An 18,373-nucleotide genomic window follows, 5' to 3' on the forward strand; every position below is an offset into this window, starting at 1 on the left:
ACCGCTTCAACCGCCGCTTCGACCTCAAGATCATCCTGCGACGCCTCATCCGTGCCGCCGCCACCACCGGCAAGCGCCCCGAGGTCTGGCTCCGGTTGGCTGAAGCACAGCGCTAATCAGGTCAATCCTTGCGGGCGAGTTCATCCCGCTGATCGAGAACAACCCGCTGTCGGGACTGATCACCTAATCGCTGATCGACACCGTGGCCCTCGACGGGGCGGTGGCTGGCTGCGGACACGGCCCATGCGCCGGGAACTGAGCGCCACGAGAGTACGAACTTGCGCTCCCCGGCCAGCGGCGGCAACGAAAACGACTTCCACTTCGCGCGTCAGGTGGCGGCCACCCCGGCACGGCGGCGCTGAATGACAACGATCAAACCCAACAGGACCAGAGCAGGAATGAAGAACCATTCCTTGGCCGGTCGCTCGGCAAGCACTTCGATCGAAGTGATCTTGAAGCCCTGTTCGAGACCGAGCTTGGCGGCCCGGCTACCGAACTTCACGGCCATGATATCGAGGTTCCCGTCAACCTCCATCAGGCTCAGACCGGCGGCGTTGAGTCGCTGCAGCGCCGGTGCCTGCTGCCCGAGTGGCAGCAACACGCCCTTGTAGATCTGCTTCGCGTTGATGTCCTCGCCCTCGACCCATACCCGCAGGCGATCGTCGGTAGGCGCTTTTTCGATCACCTCCATGATCCTGGTCGGCGCCACCTTGTCGTACGGCGGGTGAATCATGTCCATCCAGAATCCCGGACGAAAGAGCGTAAAGGTTACCAGCAGCAGCACCACCGCCTCCCATGCCCGGTTACGGGCCATGAACCATCCCTGCGTCGCCGCCGCGAAGACGAGATTGGCGACGATCGCCGTAAATACCGTCAGGAACAGGTGCCAAGCACTGTCGATGCCGATCAGCAGCAGTTGCGTGTTGAAGATGAACATGAACGGCAGGATCGCCGTACGAATGCTATAGCCGAAAGCGGTGACGCCGACCCTGATCGGATCGCAGCGGGCGATCCCGGCCGCGGCATACGACGCCAGGCCGACCGGTGGCGTCACGTCGGCCATCAGTCCGAAATAGAAGACGAACAGGTGCACGGCAATCAGCGGAACCAGCAAGCCGCTCTGCGCACCGAGCTCGACGACCACCGGCGCCATCAGTGTCGACACCACGATGTAGTTGGCGGTCGTCGGCAGTCCCATGCCCAGGATCAGGCAGATCACCGCCACCAGCCCGAGCATGACCATCAGGTTGCCGCCAGAGATCAGTTCGACCAGTTCGGTCATCACCAGGCCGATGCCGGTCAGCGTCACGGTGCCGACGATGATGCCGGCGGCGGCGGTGGCGATACCGATGCCGATCATGTTGCGCGCACCGGTGACCAGACCGTCGAGCAGATCCTGAGCACCCTGGCGAAACGCGCCGCCAAGATCGCCACGGCTGCGGAAGTGGGCAATGATCGGTCGCTGGGTGACCAGGATGAACATCAGGAACACAGTCGCCCAGAACGCCGACAACGCGGGCGACAGTTCCTCGACCATCAGATTCCAGATCAGCACCACCACCGGCAACAGGAAGTGCAGGCCCGATTTCAGCGTCGGGCCCGCGTCGGGCAGCGTTTCGATTGGCACGTTCGGATCATCCATGTGCAGTTCCGGATAGCCGGTACCGAACTTCAACAGGCCGACGTAGGTGGCGAGCATCAGGACACCGACGATATACAGCGAGGCATCGCCGGTGAAGTCCTTGATCCAGCCCAGCCCGTAGTACACGACCCCAGCCAGGATGACCATGCCCGACACGGTCATCAGGAAGGAAATCATCCGCGAGCTGAACGAGTTCTCGTGCTTGTGCGGGATACCGCGAATGTCGGCCTTCATCGCTTCGAGGTGCACGATGTAGAACAGCGCGATGTACGAAATCAGCGCCGGCAGGATCGCGTGCTTCAGCACCTGCGTATAGGGAATGCCGACGTACTCGACCATCAGAAAAGCCGCGGCGCCCATCACCGGCGGCATGATCTGGCCGTCGACCGAAGCGGCAACCTCGACTGCGGCGGCCTTGTCAGGACGATAGCCCACGCGCTTCATCAACGGGATGGTGAACGTCCCGGTGGTGACGACGTTGGCAATCGACGATCCGGAAATCACGCCGGTGCAAGCCGAAGCGACCACCGCGGCCTTCGCCGGGCCACCGCGCAGGTGGCCGAGCAGCGAGATGGCCGACTTGATGAAGTAGTTGCCGGCGCCGGCCGTTTCCAGCAGCGCGCCGAACAGGACGAACAGGAAGATGAAACCCGACGAGACGCCGAGCGCGACGCCGAAAACGCCCTCGGTGCTCAGCCACAGGTGCGACATGCCCTTGCCCAGCGAGGCGCCCTTGTGCGCGATCATGTCCGGCATGTACGGGCCGAGGAAGATGTAGCCGATGAAGATCGCCGCCAGGATGACCATCGGCAGGCCAAGCGAGCGCCGCGCCGCTTCGAGCAGCAGAACGATGCCGCAGACCGAAGTGGCCAGGTCGAGGGTTGTCGGTTGACCAGGGCGCGTGGACAGTTGCGCGTAGAACACGAACAGGTATGAAGCGCAGAAGACGCCTGCCAGCGCCAGGATCCAGTCCAGCGCCGGGACGTAGTCACGCGGCGAACGTTTGAAAGCGGGATACGCGAGAAAGGCGAGAAAGATGGCGAAGGCCAGGTGGACCGAACGCGACTCGGTGTCATTGAGGACGAAAATGCCCAGAGAATACGGCAGCGGCGAGGCGATCCAGAGTTGGAACAGCGACCACGCCAGCGCCGTCAACATCACCAGTTTCGCCACCGCGCCGGTCGGCTTGCGGCCACCGGTGTCAGCCTCGGCGACCAGTTGCTTGAGTTGCTCGTCCGAGAGGACGGCTTCAGGTTCTTTGTCAGTCATGTGCGCATCTCCGCAGACTTCAAGGAAAAACGGCCCCGATCGGGGCCGTCAGCAGGGCCGCCGGGGAAGGCCAGGGTCTCGCCGATCCCGGTTCTTTCCAGGCGAATTACATCCAGCCCTTTTCCTTGTAGTACTTCACGGCACCGTCATGCAGCGGTGCCGACAGGCCGTTCTTGATCATTTCCTTGGGATCAAGATGGCTGAACGCCGGGTGCAGCTTCTTGAAGTCGTCCAGGTTGTCGAAGACCGCCTTCACCATCTGATAAACGACATCGTTGGAAACCTTTGAAGAAGAGACAAAGGCCGCTACGACGCCATAGGTGTTGGTCGGGTTCGGGTTGTTCGCATACATGCCGCCGGGAATCGTCACCGCCGCGTAGTACGGATAGGTCTTGACCAGCTTATCGACCGCCGGCCCGATGATGTTGATCAACTGCGCGCCACAGGTGGTGGTCGGGTCCTGGATGTTCGCCGACGGGTTGCCGACGACGTAGGCGAAGCCGTCGATCTTGTTGTCGCACAGCGCCGCACCGTGTTCGTCGGCCTTCATCTCGGAGACCAGCGAGAAATCGCTGGTCTTCATCCCCATCGCCGGCAGCAGGACATCCATCGTTGCGCGCTGACCCGAGCCCGGGTTGCCGATATTGAAGCGCTTGCCCTTGAAGTCGAGCAAGGACTTGACATTGGCGTCCTTGCGGGCGAGCACCACCAGCGGCTCGGGGTGAATCGAGAAGACCGAGCGCAACTCGGGGAAGGGAGCGCCCTTGAACTGCTCGGTTCCCTTCATCGCGTTGTACGCCACGTCGGACTGCGCAACGCCGAAGTCGAGTTCGCCGGCCTTGATGGTATTGACGTTGTACACCGAACCACCGGTGCTCTCGACCGAGCAGCGAATTCCGTGCTTGGCCTTTTCCTTGTTCATCAGGCGGCAGATCGCTCCGCCCGCTGCGTAATACACACCGGTCACGCCGCCGGTGCCAATGGTGACGAACTTCTGCTGCGCAATCGCCGCCGGACTGCCGAGGCTGGCGCATACCGCCAGGGCGGCGGCAAGGGTTGTAAGTTTCTTCATGGTGAGTCTCCTTCCTTATAATTTATCAACGACAACGAACTGTGCGGCCACTGCCTACCGGTACTGGTCTGGTCATCGGAAGGTGTGCGAACCGCCTGCACATTGATTTCCCATCGATGCCAAAGCACTGACCGGGTAGCTTTGCATCAGCACGTTCCGGCGCTATCTGCGCTGTTGGCGAACAGCAATCCACAGAAACACTGCGCCATCGGCAGCCCACAAGATGCCAACACGATCGACTGTACACACAAAACAGGGTCGCGCCAAGACCAATTCCAGCGAAATAGCTGGGACCAATCTGACACCAATCCCACACCAGGCCGTGGACATCGTTGTCTTGCTCACGCGATACGGTGGCCATCGCGTCATTTCTTCAGCATTCGCTGCACCGCCTCGAGATGCTCCGCTTCGTTGTGGCACATCCCCTGAAACGACGCGCAAAGATCGAGGAAGTCCCTCAGCTGCATGCGTTGTGCCATCTTCATCAGGCGCTTGGTCAGGCGCACCGCCTTCGCCGGCTGGGCAGCAAAGCGCGCGGCAAGTTCCAGTACCCTGGGCATCAGCTGCTCGGGTTCGAGCACCTCGAGCACGACCCCGAGCGTCCTGGCTTCGGCGGCGGTCACCATGCGTCCGCTGAGGGTCAGCTCGAATGCCTGCTGGTAGCCGATCAGCCGCTGCATGAACCACGCGCCGCCGTCACCAGGAATGATGCCGAGGTTGAGGAAGGTCTCGCCGAAGGTGGCCCGGCTTGAGGCAAGGCGGATATCTGCCATATTGGCGAGATCGAAACCGGCGCCAACAGCCGCACCGTTGATCGCCGCGATCACCGGCACTTCAACGTCGTTCAGCGCCAGCGGGATCCGCTGAATGCCGCGGCGATAGCGCTGGGCGACCTCGGCCACGCCGCCCGCGAAATCACCGCTGCGCCTGGCCATGTCCTTGACGTTGCCGCCCGCCGAGAAGGCCGACCCGGCACCGGTGATCACCAGTACGGATACGTCGTCACAGCGGTTGACCCAGTCGGCGACGCTGACGATCTCGTCGATCAGGCGCGTACCGGTCAGCGCGTTGCGGACATCGTCGCGATTGAGCGTCAGGGTGGCGACACGGTGGTCGAGTTCGAGCAGGGAGTCACAGAGCAGCGGTGCGTTCATTGCGAATCATCCTTCCCGGGGATTGTCGTTCTTGCCGGCAGCGGCCCGGTCGACGATTATCCGGGCGTCGACCACGGCATAGCCATCGTCCAGAGCAATGACCGGATTGAGGTCCAGCTCGGCCAGTTGCGGGTAGGCGTCGACGATGCTCGACACTTTCAACAACAAATCGACCAAAGCGCCCTTGTCGACCGCCGCTTCGCCGCGAACGCCTTCGAGGATCTTTCGCGACTTGATTTGACCGACCATCGAACACGCATCGTCGTGCGACAGGGGAATCGCGCGAAAAGCGACGTCCTCGAGGATTTCGACGAAGATGCCTCCCAGCCCGAACATCAGCACGGACCCGAAAACCGGGTCGCGAATAACGCCGATGATCACCTCGACACCCTTGCGCGCCATCGGCGTGACCAGTACCCCTTTGATCACTGCCTGCGGATCGTAGGCCCGGCAGGAATCGATGATCTCGTCGAAAGCGACGCGCATGCCAGCCTCGCCCACGACCTTGAGTCTGACCCCGCCAGCATCCGACTTGTGCAGGATATCCCGGGACACCACCTTCATCGCCACCGGCTGCTCGGCAAAGTGCTCGGCGATTCCGGCCAGGTCGCCGGCGGCGCCAGCGAGCATTTCTTCCGGAACGGCGACGCCATGCGCGCGCAGCAGGTCCTTGGCTTCGAACTCGAACAGGTCCCGCCCCTCGGCCTGCGCCGCGGCAAGAACAGCCTGCGCCCGACGATTCGGGAGCACCGTCGGCAGCTTCCGGTCACCGGCGCGGGCCGCCAGGTACAGCCCGCGCTCGCCCAGCGCCGACAATACCCGCACCGCGTGCTCGATCGAGCTATACACCGGCAGCCCGGCCTGATGCAGCCGACGCAACGCCGGTGGATTGACAGGCGCATAGAGGCTATAGACCACCAGCGGCTTGTCGGTCCTGCGGGCCAGCTCGATCATCGATTCTGCACCGCGCATCTCGCCGCCCAGCAGGTCTTCGGCAAAGCGGGTGTGATAGCCACCGAACATCCCGACCAGGAAGATGCTGTCGACCTGGTCATCTTCGGCAACGATTTCCAGACAATCGGCAAGCAGCGCCGGGTTGGCATCGCTGCTGCCGGCAACGTCGACGGGATTGACCAGCGAGGCCTGCGGGAAGAGGATTCTGCCAAGCCGCTGGCGCGTTTCTTCGCTCAGCTCGGCCAGTTCCAGGCCGGCTTCGGTCAGTCGGTCGGAGGCGATGGTCGCCTGGCCGCCACCGTCGGCAACCACCGCAACGCGCTTGCCGCGTGCCTTCTGCAGCAGGGCCAGGCCCTCGGCGACTGGCAGAATCTCGTCCGAATGCTGCACCACGCTGACGCCCACCTGCCGCAACAGGTCGACGGTCATCGCGTAGCTGCCGGCCAGCGCCCCGGTATGCGAACTGGCCGCCTTCTGACCGGCTGCGGTCGACCCGGACTTGTAGACCACCACCGGCTTGAGCACGGTAATCTCGCGCGCCGCGTCGAGGAATCGCCGCCCGTCGCGAAAGCCTTCGACGTAGAGCGTGGCGACGCGCGTGTTCGCGTCCTCGCCAAGATAGCGGAGGTAGTCGTTGAAGCCGATATCGGCCTGGTTGCCTGGACCGGCATAGGTGCTGAAGCCGACCTGGCCGTTGCGCTCGGCTTCGAGCACCAGCGCCAGCAGCATGTTGCCCGATTGCGAGATCAGGCCGATATCGCCGGCCTTGACGTTGTTCAGCGCCAGCAGATTGACCTTCTTGTGCAGGTTGAACATCCCCGACGTGTTCGGGCCGATGACCCGCACGCCGCTGCGCCGGGCGGCGGCCAGCAGCTCCTGCTCAAGCCTGATGCCGTCGGGACGGCCCGTTTCGCGAAATCCACTGGCCAGGATCACCGCACCCTTGACGCCTTTCCTGCCGCACTCCTCCAGCAGGCCCGGCACCGTGGACGCAGGGGTGCAAATGAGCGCCAGATCGGCGGTCCCCGGAATATCGGCCAGCGAGCGATAGGCCTTGACGCCGAGCACCATGTCCACTTTCGGATTGATCGGGTAGATCCTGCCCGGATAGCCGTCCTTGATCAGACCGACCATCGCCTTGTAGCCGCGCTTGGTGGGATCGGCGGAGGCGCCGACAATGGCGATCGAATCGGGGGCGAGGAAGTCGTGCAAGGGGCTGCGTTGTGCTGCCGGATGGTTGGTATCCATGGTCAGCGCCCCCTGAAAACCGGCGGGCGCTTTTCGGCGAAAGCGTCGATGCCTTCCTGCCAGTCCTGCGTCGTGCCGACGAACATCATGCCTTCGAGCTCGGCGGTCAGCGCGGCGTCGAGGGTGCGTTCAGCCGCCATGTTCAGCTGCTCCTTGGCCAGCTGCATCGAGAACGGCGCCTTGCCGGCGATCTTGCCGGCGAACTCTCGCGCCGCGTCGATAAATCCGTCATCTGGCAACACCCGGTTGGCCAGCCCGATGCGCATCGCCTCGGCACCCCCGATCCGTTCGCCCAGAAAGACCAGCTCGCGCGCCTTGGCCAGCCCGACCAGGCGCGGCAGCAGGTAGGTGACGCCCCCCCCCAGGAAGGTACCGATGCTGATTTCCGGCAGGCCGATCTGCGCGCTCTCGGCCATCAGCAGAAAGTCCGCTGCGATGGCCATTTCCGCGCCGGCGCCGAGCGCGTAGCCATTGACGGCGGCGACGACCGGCTTCGACAGCAGCAGTAGCCGCTTGCAGACGATCTGCTCGCCCTGCAGGTATTGTCTTCGGTCGAACGCCGTTCGCCCGGCCTGGTGCGCCTTGAGATCAGCGCCGACGCAGAAGGCCCGGCCCTCGCCGGTCAACAGCACCACGCGCACATCGCGGTCGGCCTCGGCGATACCCAGCGCGACGGTGAGTTCGTCGTACAGTTGCTGGGTCACCGCGTTGAGCCGCTGCGGTCGATTCAGACGGATCTCGGCGATCCCGCCGGCGGATCGATAGATGATCGTTTCGGTCAGCACAGGCAGCACTCCTCTGTCTGCGGTAAATGAACCCACGGGCGCCACTCGAAAACCGGGGAACCGCGCCGGGCGATCTCAAGCAGGCAGTTCCTGAATCGACGACGGCGATGCCTCGAGTGCCGCCAGCGCGTCCTCGGTAAAGATGCGCAAGCCGAGTTCGGGCCGGTAGCCATGAATCTCCTTGACGTCCAGGGCGCGCATGAAGGTGATGATTTCCTGACTGATCACCTGGCCCGGGACCAGAATCGGAAAACCGGGCGGATAGGGAATGACAAAAGTGGTGGACACCAGCTGGCGGCCGGCGGCAATTGCCTTCTCGATGGCGTTGCCCGCGATCGGCACGTAATCGCACTTGCTTTCGTCGTAGGCCAGGAAATACGCCGACCGAATGTCGCCCTCGGGGGTACCTTCGCCGGAGCTCAGGCGAAACGAATCGTGGAAGCGACTGAAGTCCGGCAAGGGCGGCAGATCCTCGCGCAAGGCCTTGACCCGCCGGTCAAAGATCTTGCGCTCGACGTTGCTGGCGTAGTCCAGGCGTTCATCCAGATCGCGGGCAATGTTGACCAGCACCTCGATCAGATAGGCTACCGACGAGCGCGTGGTCCCGATGTTGGTCATGAACAGCACGGTGTTGCGCGAGGTCTTGTTGATCTGGATGCCGTGCCTGTCCATCAGGATCGCGTTCTTGAAGGTATCCCCATCCCAGCCCGACGCGGACACCGACAAGGTGATCCGCGTGGCGTCGAGGACGAATTCGTCCTCGGTCCAGGCGCTGACGATGTCACTCCAGCCATGCTCGGGATCCCAGTAACTCTTGATGCCGGACTTGCGATACTCGGCAGGAATCATTTCGGCGACGGTGAGGACGTGGAAATACTTGCTGATCAGCGGATGGGTATTGATCACCTTGCGCAACGACATGGCCTGCTCGACCTGCCGCTGAATGAGTTCGAAGCCCTCGAGTTCAACCTGCCGTCGGCCGATGTCCAGCGAGGCGATGATCTGGTAGTTGGGCGAGGTCGAGGTGTGCGTCATATAGGCCTCGTGAAAGGCCTGCTCGACCTCGTCCTTGAAGTCCTGATCGTGGACATGGATCATCGAACCCTGGCGCAGAGCGGTGAGCGTCTTGTGGGTGGACTGGGTAGCATAAGCGCGCACGCGCACCTTGTCCGGGTCCGGCATCAGCCGGGTCTTGAGCAAGGTTTCGTCGTCGGCATCGACCATCTTTGCCTGGTACTTGGCGTAGGCCGCCCGATACTCGTCGGAACGATAACGCTCGCGCAACTGCCCCGCGCAGTGCATCGCCGTCCGCCGCCGGTACGCCGGACCAAAGCGGGCGAAGGCAAACCACGCCTCGTCCCACAGGAAGACCAGGTCCGGCTTGATCGCCAGGCACTCCTCCATCACCCGCTCGACGTTGTACACGATGCCGTCGAAAGTGCAGTTGGTGAGCAGCAGCATCCTGACCCGGTCCAGCTTGCCAGCCGCCTTCAGCTCCAGCAGCCGGTGCTTGATTTCCCGGGTCGGCACCGCGCCATACATCGAATAGGCGTCAAGCGGATAGCTGTCGAGATAGACCACCTGCGCCCCGGCCAGGACCATGCCGTAGTGGTGCGACTTGTGGCAGTCGCGATCGACCAGAACAATGTCTCCCGGGCGGACAATCGCTTGCACGACGATCTTGTTGCAGGTGGAGGTGCCGTTGGTGGCGAAAAACGTCTGTTTCGAGCCGAAGGCGCGAGCGGCCTTTTCCTGCGCCCTCTTGATCGGCCCGTGCGGTTCCAGCAGGCTGTCGAGCCCGCCCGAGGTAGCCGAGGTTTCAGCGAGGAAGATGTTCATCCCGTAAAAGTCGCCCATGTCCTTGATCCAGTGGGAACAGGTGATCGACTTGCCGCGGCTGATCGGCATCGCGTGAAACACGCCGGTGGGCTTGCGGGCGTATTCCGTCAAGGCGTTGAAGAACGGCGCCTCAAAGCGCTTGGCGACGCCGCGCAGGATGTTCAGGTGCAGGTCCAGATGATCTTCCTGGTTGTAGAAGACGCGCTGACAGTTGCCCAGCCGGGTGCCGGCTATCTCTTCGACCGACTGGTCGGTAAACAGGTAGACATCGAGCTCGGGACGAAGCTTGGCGATCGAGCGGCATAGCTCGGGACCGTACTCCTTGGGTTCAATGGCCTCCAGGGCCTCCTCGTCGAGCCGCGACAGGTAGCGGTGGAGAAGTTCCAGAGTCTGCTCCGACTCGCGCTTCAAGCCATTGCGAACTACTACCGCCTGCAGGTTGTGGTTGAACATCACGGCGATCAAGGCATCGGTCAGGCTGGGCACGAACACCAGCTCATACACGAAGGGGTCCTCCAGACGCCGCATTCCGCCAAGCGTGCGACGCAGATTCGCTTCCTGCATTGCTGACAGGTTGTCTACGATCAGCACTTCAAAGTAGAGCAAATCCTTGCCGCGCTGCTCATTGGACTCGTCGTCGGGACTGCCCTCGGACAACTCCTCGACATCGTGGTGGTGCGGATTCTGCCGATAGCTGTTGCTCAGCAGCGAGCGGCAGATATTCCGCACGGTACCTGCAAGTACGTCAAAGCGACCCGTGCTGACCAGTTCGCCGAGTCGGCCGAAGGTATCGTGACCCGGGAACGCCCAGTAGAGTTCGATCGGACGCAAGGCCTCGATCAATTCGACGACCTTGTTCTGGGCGTAGATTCGCTTCCGTTCGGTTTGACTTTCGAGGAGTTGTTCGCTGGCGATCTTCAGGGCACTCCAGCGGTCGGTCCGCAGCTGCAGCGCGCTGTAGTATTCACCAAGGGATTTCTTGCTCTTGCTGTCTGCCTTCATGGTCTTGTCTCCTCACGCAGGTCGATGCCTCGTGTAATGTGATGTGGCCGTGGCGAATTGCCAAACTCGATAAGCCGCTCGCCCGGAATGAAATCTGCAAATGACTGTGACCAGCCAAGTCCTGGCCAGAAAAAATCGGCACGTCCTTCGCTCGGCCAGTAGGCGGCCGAGTAGAGCGTACCCAGACCGCGGGCAAACGCGTGCGAGTAGATCGGCGCTTGCAGGAACGCCGCGATCAGCTTCTCGCTGCTCAACTCGCTGTCCTGCAGCATCAGCCGCAGCCGCCGAAGACGCTCGACGGTCGACGTGGCACGCGCGTGCTGGTGCCATTCGACCTTCTGCTGGTGATTGGTCACCGCCGCCAGACGCCGGATGTCGCCGGTCTTGCCCGGGGCCAGGTAGACCGTCGCGAACTCCCCGCGACGATCGATCACGGTCACGTTGTAGCTCATATGCACCGGCACCCGCGCCAGTGCGGCGCTGGCCTCATCGGCACGAGTGCAGGTTTCCAGCACGTAGCGCAAGACCAGCGGCACTCCGAAACCTTCGCCGACGTCGAGACGACCACCAAACGACAGGGACACCGCCAGGCCATCCTCGTTGATGCCGTCGAGCAAACCCCACGCGCAGTCGCTGACGCCGATCACCTGCCTGCCATTCCATGCCGTCTTCAGGATCACGCCTTCGCACAGCTGCGGCGGATAGTCGTAGTTGCGTACCAGTAGCGGCCGCTTGCCGGTCAGTGCGACTTGCGAACACGCCGTGACATACGGCGGCGGACAGAACAGCGACAGAAAGCGCGCTTCCACGTCGCCGCCACCGGCCAGATCTGCCAGCTTGTCATAGGTTGGCAGCAGCTCCGGCATGTGCTTGCGCAGCGCCCGCAGGCACGGCAGATAGTAGGGGCGCGCCGCCTCGCCGCCCTGCAGATACCAGCGGCGATACGACGGCCAGAACTCACCGAACAGCGATTTCCAGATCACCCCCGGTCGTTCTTCCTCGACCGCGCGGAAGAGCAGCGACTGGGTCTGAATAAGCGGCATCGACCTCAGCCGATGGTCAGAGGATCTTGAACGCCCCGGCCGACGGCGCCGCTTCCTGAACGGCGGTATCCAGCGGACGGCCCTTGTAGAAGCTCTGGATGCCGCTGATCCAGTTCAAGGCCCGCGAGTTCAGCTTGAACTCCTCGGTCATCGAGCGGCCGCGGGTAATCAGGATCCCCAGATCCGCGCCTTCATAGCGATAGTCGCCGGGGCCCGTGATGCGCAGCCAGAAAGCCTCGTGTTCGCCGTCGACCGCCAGGCGGTGATAGTCGAAGCGGTGGTAGCTGACCTTGCCGGCCTCGTCCATTCGGTAGATCCCGGATTGTGGCGCCTGGTCGACCATATCCACGGTCTTGTCGGTGTACTTCATCACCAGCTGGCTCCAGCTGTCGATGTACTTGGGGTTCTTCCAGCGTTCGTTCAATGCCGCCACGTCGAGCTTGAAGTCCACGCCGCTGAACTCCAGCAGATGGAAGAAGAACAACGGCGCGTCGGCATAGGCGAAGGCCGCGTGGTTGGTCATCGGACTGGCACCGCAGACACGCGGGTTGAGTTCGCCCAGATAGACCTCATCGGTATCCTGGTCGACCAGAAAATCCAGGTCGAAGTAGCCGCGATAGCCTTCCTCGAGCAACTGGTTGCCGAAGGCATAAGCGTAGTCGCGGGCCGTGATCCGGGCCTTTTCCGGAAATGCTCCGGGGAAGACCTCGTTGCCGCACCAACCGCCCTTGTACGGGGTCAACTCCTTGGCCCCGACGATCTCGGTCAGCAGCGGACCGACCACCGTACCGCAACGCGTCACGCAGGCTTCCAGCGTGCCACCGCGGCAGTTGATCCGCTTCATCACCTTGACCTCGGGATCCTTGACAATCTCGTCGGCGTACTTCTTCCATTCCTCCTCGTTGGAAATGAAGAAAGTGGTGTGACCCGAATCACCGAAAGCCGACTGAATCACCAGATCGGTGCCCAGCCCATTCTCCTCGGTCAGCTTGATCAGCTGTTCGTAGCTTTCGACCTTGGCCAGCACGTTCGGAACCGACGGCACCGACGCCTTGTTGCCGATCCGAACCGTTTCCATCTTGTTATCGCAGCGCTTGCGCAACGACGCCGGCGGAAACCACAGCTCGATCCCCAACTCCTTGCACAACTCCTCGGTCTTCTCGTCGAACATCAGGAAGACAGCCACCGGATCGCCGCCCTGACGCTTGATATAGTCGATGACCTCCTTGTTCTGCAGGAGATAGTTGTTGATGTCCTCGATCCCTTCGAACTCGGGATGCGGCTGCTCGCTGGGAACGAACACGTTCGGATGGCGGCCATCGTAGCAGTCGATGTAGTTGATGTGCTTGAAGTGCGGCACCCGTTCGTCCATGCCGGCCAGATTGAAGTTGGTGGCGCTGATGAAATAGATCGGCCGGGTGTTCCGATGGAAGAACAGGCGCAAATCCGACATGCTGGTGATCGCTGCCGTTGCGGGCTGAGTCATTTCTAGTCTCCTCTGGGCTTGTGTCTTGGTCTGAGGCGTCTCTTTCCTGCGGCCTTGCTGTAGCGCGAAGATCCCGATCCCGAAGAGGGCAAGCAGCGCCACCCCGGTGAGTAGCGCGGTGGTCACCGGGTCAGCCTCCTGGCGTCCGAAAAAGCGAACTGGTCAAGGATGGGAGTGGTACGGTGGAACATTTTCCGCCAGTGCAGCAGCGATACTGGCCTGGGCATCGAGTTCGGCCACCCGGACGATCGGACCGTCTGCGCCGGCGACTGCACCCGCTGGCGGCGCCGCAATGTCCGAACGTGATCCGCGCGTCGGCTTGATCAACGGCCCCAGACTATTCAAGTAGTCATCTTCCCTGCCCAGGTGTTTCTGGTAGACCGGAAACTCGATCGGCCGGTCGCGGAAGCTCTTGAGCGTCTGGCCCAGGCCGCGGATCCCCACCTCGCGCTCCCGGCGAACGCGCGCCAGATCGATTTCCACCGGCATGATCTCTTCGCCACCACCCGCCTCGTGAATGACGTAACCGGAAGGGCCAACGATGATCGACCGACCGGTGCCGCAGTCGCCGACGCCGTTGACATCGAAAAAGTAGCACTGGTTGATGGTGGCGTTGGCACGGGCGATCGGCAGCTCGACATCGCGGTCAATGGTGTCGGTCATCGTCGGATGGAGGATGCATTCGGCCCCCATCGCCACCAGCGTCCGGGTCGTTTCGGGAAACCACATGTCGTAGCAGATGGAAACCCCGAAGCGCCCGACGTTGGGCACGTCGAACACCGAGAATTCGATACCCGGCTTGACGCCCATTTCGTAGGGCAGAAAGGGGAACATCTTGCGGTAACGGGTGACCACCTTGCCGTTCGGATCGATCACCGACGTGGTGTTGTAAACGTCATCACCGACGCGCTCGAACATCGAACCCGGCAGCAACCAGAGGCCGTGCTTGGCCGCCATCTGGCAAAAAAGCTGTTCGGCCGCCCCGCCGGTCTGCTGGGCGTGGAACGGTACCGGCCCGAAGGGGGCCAGTTCGCTGAATACCACCATCTGCACCCAGGGAAAGCGGGCCATGACGACGTCCAGCTTGTGGCCCATCGCCGTGATGTTCTCATGCTCCATCGAGATGTTCATCTGGATGCCAGCAATTGAAAAAGGGATCATGAAGTGCTTTCTCCTGCCGCTTCTGGTGAGCGGATGGTCATTTTTCGACTCGCCGTCAGGTTGATCCGCAGCCAACTCGAGCGGACTTCCTGACGGTCATCACTGGTCGCCGCCCTTCACGACCGCGGCCTTACTTCTGCCATCGCCTCCCTGGATGGCTTCACGGAGTACATGATGACCGCTTTACCCGTTGTCATCACTGCGCGAGCCGCGGCCAACCCGGCGCCACGCCTGATTGCGGGCTCTTGCTGCCGCGCCGCCGACCCGCCTGCAACAGCAGGCGCTGACTGGCAGACGCCAGCCTCCCGACGACAGCGGGTTGGCGGCCAAATCAAACCCGCTCCGGCCTGCAAGTTCAGGCGCCAATCGCCTGCAGCGAGGCTTCGATCACATCCAGGCCTTCATCCAGCAGCGCCTCCGGGATGGTCAGCGGCACCATTACCCGCAGTACATTACCGTGCGCCCCGCACAACAGCAACAACAAACCACGTTTTGCCGCTTCGTTCTTCAGTGCCGTGGCGATGTCTGGCGCCGGTTGCCGCGGATCGCCGTTGCGGCAGAACTCCACCGCTGTCATCGCCCCGAGCCCGCGCACCTCGGCGATCGCCGGATACTTCTCCTGCATGGCGGCGAAGCGCTTGCGCATGCGCTCGCCCAGCAACATCGACCGCTCGCACAGCTTCTCCTCGGCAATCACGTCCAGCACCGCCAGCGCGCCGGCAACGGCGACCGGGCTTCCGGCATAGGTGGAACCCAGACCACCGACCTCGGCGGCATCCATGACCTGCGCCTTGCCGACGACCGCGGCGACGGGCAAGCCTCCGCCAAGACCCTTGGCCAGCGTGATGATGTCCGCTTCGACGCCATAATGTTCGATCGCGAACAGCTTTCCGCAACGGGCAAAACCGCTCTGGACCTCATCGGCAACCAGCAGAATCCCGTGCGTATCGCACAAGGTCCGCAGGCGGCGCAAGAAACCCAGCGGTGCCGGCAGGTAGCCACCCTCTCCCTGCACCGGCTCGATGACGATCGCCCCGACTTGCGTGGGTTCGATGCTGTAGGCAAACAGTCGTTCAATCGCCTCGATCGAATCGTCTTCCGAAACACCGTGCAAGGCATTCGGAAACGGCACGTGAAATATGCCGCCCGGAAACGGCCCGAACTTGACCTTGTACGGCGCCACCTTGCCGGTCAGCGCCAGTCCGAACATGGTCCGACCATGAAAACCGCCGCCGAAGGCGATCACACCGGTTCGGCCAGTCGCCGCACGGGCAATCTTGACCGCGTTCTCGACCGCTTCAGCTCCGGTATTGACCAGAAACGACTTCTTCGGCGTCGCGCCGGGTGCCGCCGCATTGAGTCGCTCGCACAGCTCGACGTACGACTCGTAGGCTACCACCTGAAAGCAGGTATGCGTAAATGCCGCCAGTTGCTGGTTGGCCGCAGCCACCACCCGCGGATGGCAGTGGCCGGTATTGACTACCGCGATACCGGCGCAGAAGTCGATCCAGCGACGGCCCTCGACATCCCATATTTCCGCATTTTCGGCCCTTTCGGCGAACAGCGGGTGTGCCTGGCCAACACCTCTGGGCAGGGCTGCCTGGCGTCGGGCCATCAAGCTGGCGTTGGTTTCCATGGTCGTATCGTGACGTGCGTTCATGTCTTTCTCCAGTGCTTTCGCCCGCAGGCTCAATTGATCCCACCGATGCAAATATGCTTGATTTCGAGATAATCCTCGATTCCGTACTTGGACCCCTCTCGTCCCAGACCAGACGACTTCATCCCGCCGAATGGTGCGACCTCGGTCGAGATCAAACCGGTGTTGACACCGACAATGCCATACTCCAGGGCACTCGACACGCGCATGCTGCGTGCCAGGTTCTCGGTATAGAAGTAGGAAGCGAGGCCATATTCGGTATCGTTGGCCATCGCCACCGCGTCGCTCTCGGTCTTGAACCTGAAGACCGGCGCCACCGGTCCAAACACTTCTTCGCGAGCGATGCGCATCGCCGGCGTCACGTCGGCCAGAATGGTGGGTTCGTAGTAGGTTCCACCGAGACCATGGCGCTGCCCACCACAAACCACCCGAGCGCCCTTGTCGCACGCATCGACGACCAGTTCCTCGACCTTGGCGATCGCCGCCACGTCGATCAGCGGACCTTGGGTGACGCCCTCGTCGACCCCGTTCCCAACTCGCAGACCGGCAACAGCCGCTCCGAGCTTTTCGACGAAAGCGTCGTAGATGCCTTCCTGCGCGAGGATGCGGTTGGCGCAGACGCAGGTCTGGCCAGCGTTGCGATACTTGGAAAGCATCGCACCCTGCACCGCGGCATCGAGATCCGCGTCGTCGAAGACGATGAACGGCGCGTTCCCGCCCAGTTCCAGAGACAGCTTCTTGATCGTCGGCGCACACTGCTGCATGAGGATTCGACCAACTTCCGTGGACCCGGTAAAGCTCAGCTTGCGCACCGTCGGATTGGCGCACAGCTCGCCACCGATCGCGACCGCGTCGCCGGTCAACACGTTGAAGACGCCTTTCGGAACGCCCGCCCGCTCCGCCAGTTCCGCCAGCGCCAGCGCCGACAGCGGCGTCGCCTCCGCCGGCTTGAGCACTACGCAGCAGCCGGCTGCCAGCGCCGGAGCGACCTTGCGGGTGATCATCGCCGCGGGGAAGTTCCAGGGCGTGATCGCCGCGCAAACGCCGATCGGCTCCTTGGCGACGAGAACGCGCTTGTCGGCGTGGTGCGGCGGAATGATGTCCCCGTAGACGCGCTTCCCTTCCTCGGCAAACCACTCGATGAACGAGGCGGCGTAGGCAATCTCGCCGCGCGACTCGAGCAGCGGCTTGCCCTGCTCCGCGGTCATCAGTTGCGCGAGATCCTCCTGGTTGGCAAGCAGCAGTTCATACCACCGGCGCAGAACCTTCGCCCGCTCGCCGGCGGTCCTCGCACGCCAAGCCGGCTGCGCGACACGAGCGGCCTCGATCGCTCGACGGGTTTCGCCCGCGCCTGCGTCGGGCACCGTCGCCAGTTGCTCGCCGGTGGCCGGGTTGATCACCGGAAAGGTTCGCGAATTGTTCGCGCAACACCATTCCCCATTGACGTAACACAACTGCCTGAGCAGCGTCGTATCGGCAAGTTTCACAGGCTTCGATCCTCCTGGTACGTTGATCGTGGCGCATTCAAGCCGCCGAAATCCCGGCTGCTGAGCAGACCTTGCTGCCAGCATGCACCATCAAAGGTCGACTCTACGCGCAAAATCGGTGCCAAATCGGACCAATTTCTGCAGAAACCACGGTACCAATCTGGACCCGTTCACGATCGACCGGCCGCCCGGCGTGACCCTGACTTGCTGCCGCTTCGACAACGAGCCGAGTGAATCCCGGACACCGCTTGCCCGCCTGGCAAGAATGAGGTCGTGTTCGCCCGGCCGAGGCCGACCCCGAAACGCTTGCCATCGGCCTGCGATCGGTATGCACGGGCGCTCCGCGATCAAGGCGATCGGACGTCGCCTCCGCGCCCGATCCCATCTGTCAACACCGGTTGAAAACTGACACAGTTCTTCCTTTGTCACCGATTCAAAACTGATACACCCCCCAATGCTCTCAACGTATCAGAACAAAGTCATACCCCGTTCTTGTAAGCATGTGATAAATGTGGCTTTTGCGTGAATTTTCTGGGGGATGACCGGTTTGGTTTAATCTGGACGAGGTTCTTGA

The 18,373-nt window shown here is 62.4% G+C and carries 11 protein-coding genes and 1 pseudogene; 1 reads left to right on the top strand and 11 read right to left on the bottom strand.

Features of this window, described 5'->3' with window-relative positions; translation table 11 throughout:
- Window positions 1-116, top strand: a pseudogene (locus tag Q1L50_RS07515) (IS1595 family transposase); the annotation flags it as partial.
- 212 nt (window positions 117-328) lie between these two features.
- On the opposite strand, the gene Q1L50_RS07520 reads toward Q1L50_RS07515, so the two are convergent.
- The 11 genes from Q1L50_RS07520 to Q1L50_RS07570 all read right to left on the bottom strand — a co-directional run bounded on the left by Q1L50_RS07520 (window position 329) and on the right by Q1L50_RS07570 (window position 17,799).
- Window positions 329-2,911 (bottom strand): TRAP transporter permease, encoded by a 2,583-nt coding sequence (locus Q1L50_RS07520; RefSeq protein WP_300337211.1) that lies wholly within the window; start codon window positions 2,909-2,911, stop codon window positions 329-331.
- A gap of 106 nt (window positions 2,912-3,017) precedes the next feature.
- Window positions 3,018-3,983, bottom strand: a complete 966-nt coding sequence (locus tag Q1L50_RS07525; RefSeq protein ID WP_300337213.1) for a TAXI family TRAP transporter solute-binding subunit — start codon at window positions 3,981-3,983, stop codon at window positions 3,018-3,020.
- 365 nt (window positions 3,984-4,348) lie between these two features.
- Window positions 4,349-5,137 (bottom strand): enoyl-CoA hydratase-related protein, encoded by a 789-nt coding sequence (locus Q1L50_RS07530; RefSeq protein WP_300337214.1) that lies wholly within the window; start codon window positions 5,135-5,137, stop codon window positions 4,349-4,351.
- Window positions 5,138-5,143: 6 nt separating this feature from the next.
- Complete coding sequence (locus Q1L50_RS07535; protein ID WP_300337216.1) at window positions 5,144-7,339, bottom strand: acetate--CoA ligase; 2,196 nt, start codon at window positions 7,337-7,339, stop codon at window positions 5,144-5,146.
- 2 nt (window positions 7,340-7,341) lie between these two features.
- A complete protein-coding gene (locus tag Q1L50_RS07540; protein ID WP_300337217.1) occupies window positions 7,342-8,124 on the bottom strand; it encodes an enoyl-CoA hydratase/isomerase family protein in 783 nt (260 codons plus the stop codon).
- Between the two features lie 75 nt (window positions 8,125-8,199).
- On the bottom strand, window positions 8,200-10,965 hold the full coding sequence (locus tag Q1L50_RS07545) for an aminotransferase class I/II-fold pyridoxal phosphate-dependent enzyme (RefSeq protein WP_300337219.1): 2,766 nt from the start codon (window positions 10,963-10,965) through the stop codon (window positions 8,200-8,202).
- Window positions 10,962-12,008 carry a C45 family peptidase gene (locus Q1L50_RS07550; protein WP_300337221.1) on the bottom strand — a complete coding sequence of 349 codons (1,047 nt, stop codon included), beginning with the start codon at window positions 12,006-12,008 and terminating at the stop codon, window positions 10,962-10,964. Before Q1L50_RS07550 ends, Q1L50_RS07545 begins: the two co-directional genes overlap by 4 nt.
- A gap of 16 nt (window positions 12,009-12,024) precedes the next feature.
- The gene (locus Q1L50_RS07555; protein ID WP_300337223.1) at window positions 12,025-13,494 is read right to left on the bottom strand and encodes a biotin carboxylase; all 1,470 of its coding nucleotides are present in this window, start codon (window positions 13,492-13,494) and stop codon (window positions 12,025-12,027) included.
- A gap of 162 nt (window positions 13,495-13,656) precedes the next feature.
- On the bottom strand, window positions 13,657-14,655 hold the full coding sequence (locus tag Q1L50_RS07560) for a carbon-nitrogen hydrolase family protein (RefSeq protein WP_300337225.1): 999 nt from the start codon (window positions 14,653-14,655) through the stop codon (window positions 13,657-13,659).
- Between the two features lie 355 nt (window positions 14,656-15,010).
- Entirely contained in the window at window positions 15,011-16,315 is a 1,305-nt protein-coding gene (gene gabT, locus Q1L50_RS07565; RefSeq protein ID WP_300337227.1) for a 4-aminobutyrate--2-oxoglutarate transaminase, read from the bottom strand.
- A gap of 29 nt (window positions 16,316-16,344) precedes the next feature.
- Window positions 16,345-17,799 (bottom strand): NAD-dependent succinate-semialdehyde dehydrogenase, encoded by a 1,455-nt coding sequence (locus Q1L50_RS07570; protein WP_300337229.1) that lies wholly within the window; start codon window positions 17,797-17,799, stop codon window positions 16,345-16,347.
- Window positions 17,800-18,373 lie beyond the last annotated feature (574 nt).

Source organism: Accumulibacter sp. (assembly GCF_029255145.1).
In the GTDB taxonomy this organism is placed as follows: domain Bacteria; phylum Pseudomonadota; class Gammaproteobacteria; order Burkholderiales; family Rhodocyclaceae; genus Accumulibacter.